At 71.0% G+C, this 2,373-nt stretch carries 3 protein-coding genes; 1 reads left to right on the forward strand and 2 read right to left on the reverse strand.

All coding sequences use genetic code 11. The features are described from left to right. A partial coding sequence (locus ACFWF3_RS32460; protein WP_379317667.1) for an aminotransferase class V-fold PLP-dependent enzyme occupies window positions 1-707 on the reverse strand: 707 nt, incomplete at its 3' end. A gap of 97 nt (window positions 708-804) precedes the next feature. Next, window positions 805-1,929, reverse strand: coding sequence for an FAD-dependent oxidoreductase (locus tag ACFWF3_RS32465; RefSeq protein WP_379317669.1), 1,125 nt, complete (start codon window positions 1,927-1,929; stop codon window positions 805-807). An 81-nt stretch (window positions 1,930-2,010) separates the two neighbouring features. Here ACFWF3_RS32465 and ACFWF3_RS32470 point away from each other — a divergent pair. Beyond that, window positions 2,011-2,373: TetR/AcrR family transcriptional regulator (locus ACFWF3_RS32470; protein WP_379317671.1), on the forward strand; the 363-nt coding region annotated here is incomplete at its 3' end.

Genomic DNA, 2,373 nt, shown 5'->3' on the forward strand with positions numbered 1-2,373 from the left:
ATCGGCAGCGAGAGGAACTCCGGGGTCCAGCGACCCGATTCCTTGATCTCGGCGACGCGGGCCAGCGCGGCCGGGCTCATGATCGCGATCCACAGGCCACCGTCGGCGGCGAAGCACTTCTGCGGGGCGAAGTAGTACACGTCGGAGTCGGCGATGTTCACCGGCAGACCGCCCGCGCCCGAGGTGGCGTCGATGGCGATGAGGGCGTTCTCCGAACCGACCGGACGCGACACGGGGATGGACACACCGGTGGAGGTCTCGTTGTGGGCCCAGCCGATGAGGTCGACCGAGGGGTCGGACACGGGCTCGGGCGCGCTGCCCGGCTCGGCCTTGACGACGATCGGGTCGCCGATGAAGGGGTTGCCCTTGGCGACCGAGGCGAACTTCGAGGAGAACTCGCCGTTGGTCAGGTGCAGCGAGCGCTCGCGGATCAGGCCGAAGGCGGCGGCATCCCAGAACGCGGTGGTGCCGCCGTTGCCGAGCACGACCTCGTAGCCGTCGGGCAGGGAGAACAGCTCGCGCAGGCCGTTGCGCACGCGCGCGACGACGTCCTTGACCGGCTTCTGGCGGTGCGAGGTACCGAACACCGAGGCGCCGACAGTCACCAGGGACTGCAGCTGCTCCGGGCGGACCTTGGACGGGCCGCAGCCGAACCGTCCGTCGGCGGGCTTGAGGTCGGCGGGAATGGTCGGGAACGCACTGGTCATGGGGGCGAGTTTAGTGGTCGGCCGAAGCTCGTACGCGCACGGGGGCGGGGTCGGGAACCGGCTGTGAGACGGCCCACTCGTGTTCGCCGGGGGATCCTCAGGACACGCCGGTCATGAAGTCGACCAGCCCGAACGGCGCGCTGTCGCCGATGCACAGGTCGAGGATGCGGTGCGCGTCCGAGGCCGCCTTCGCGCTGCGGGGGAACAGGGCCGCTTCGTAGGCGGTGAGTGCCGCTTCCCGGTCGCCTGGGTGCGCGGCGAGCGCCGCGGCGAGTTCGGCACCGTCGAACATGGCGAGATTGGCGCCCTCGCCCGCGGGTGGCGCCAGGTGCGCGGCATCGCCGAGCAGGGTCACGCCGGGCACACGGTCCCAGCGGTGGCCGGTGGGGAGCGTGTTGATCGTGCGCGCGACCGGCGGGGTGTCGCCGTCGGTGATCAGTGCGGTGAGCTCGGGCGCCCATCCGTGGAATTCGGCCGCTACCCGGGCGAGCGCGGCGGTGGGGTCGGTGAAGTCGATGCCGTCGAGCCAGTCGGCGGGGCGGGCGAGTTCGGCGTAGGTGTGGATGACATCGCCCGCCTCGCGGTGCGCGGAGATGCCGTTGCCCGGTGCGAGCGCGAACATGCCACCGTCGCCGACCACCGCTGCCGCCGCCGGGTGCCGGTTGTCCACGTCGTAGAGGTAGGTCTCGACGAAGACGGCGCCCGCGTATTCGGGTCGCGCCGTCGAGAGCAGCGGGCGGATCCTGGACCAGACGCCGTCGGCGCCGACGAGGAGCTCGGTGCGCACGATCGAACCGTCGGCGAACGTCAGCTCGTGGTGGCCGTCGCCGAGAGCGGCGACCTCGGTCAGTTTCCGGCCCCACTGGACCGTGCCCGCGGGCAGGCTGTCGAGCAGGACGCGTCGCAGATCGCCGCGCAGGACTTCGGGCCGTCCGGTGCCGCCGTCGTCGGGCTCGTCGAGGAGCAGCTCCCCGTGGCGGTCGAGGATCCGGGAGGCCGCGCCGCCCTCGTGGATGATCGCGCGGAACTCGGCGGTGAGGCCCGCCGCGGCGAGTGCGAATTGGCCGTCGTGTTCGTGGATGTCGAGCTGGCCGCCCTGGGTGCGAGCGCCCGCCGACGGCTCGGCCTCGTAGACCCTCGCGGCGATGCCGTGGACGTGGAGGACTCTGGCGAGCGTGAGGCCGCCGAGGCCGGCGCCGATGATCGTGACCGGTGTCGTCATAGCGATTTCCTTTCCTATTCTGGAACGGCGTTCCATCGACCTAGTTTGGAACGATGTTCCAGAGGTGTCAAGATGGTGTGCATGGCGACACGTCCCCCACGGGCCACCCGACGCAGCGACGCGCTGTCGAAGCAGCGGATCGTAGACGCCGCGATCGAGATCCTCGACGCCGGTGGCGAGCGCGCGCTCACGTTCCGTGCACTGGCTTCGCGTCTGGAGACCGGCAGCGGGGCGATCTACTGGCATGTCGAGAACAAGAGCGATCTGCTCGCCGCCGCGTCCGGCGGCGTCATCGCCCGGGTCCTGGCGAGCTCGGACGGCGGCGCGGAGCCCTTCACCGCGATCCGTGCCGTCGCGCTCGGGATGTTCGACGCGATCGACGCCCATCCGTGGGTGGGCGCCCAGCTCGTCCAGGAGCCGTGGCAGCTGGCGATGGTGCAGATC

It is taken from the genome of Nocardia sp. NPDC060220 (genome assembly GCF_042727815.1).
In the GTDB taxonomy this organism is placed as follows: Bacteria; Actinomycetota; Actinomycetes; order Mycobacteriales; family Mycobacteriaceae; genus Nocardia.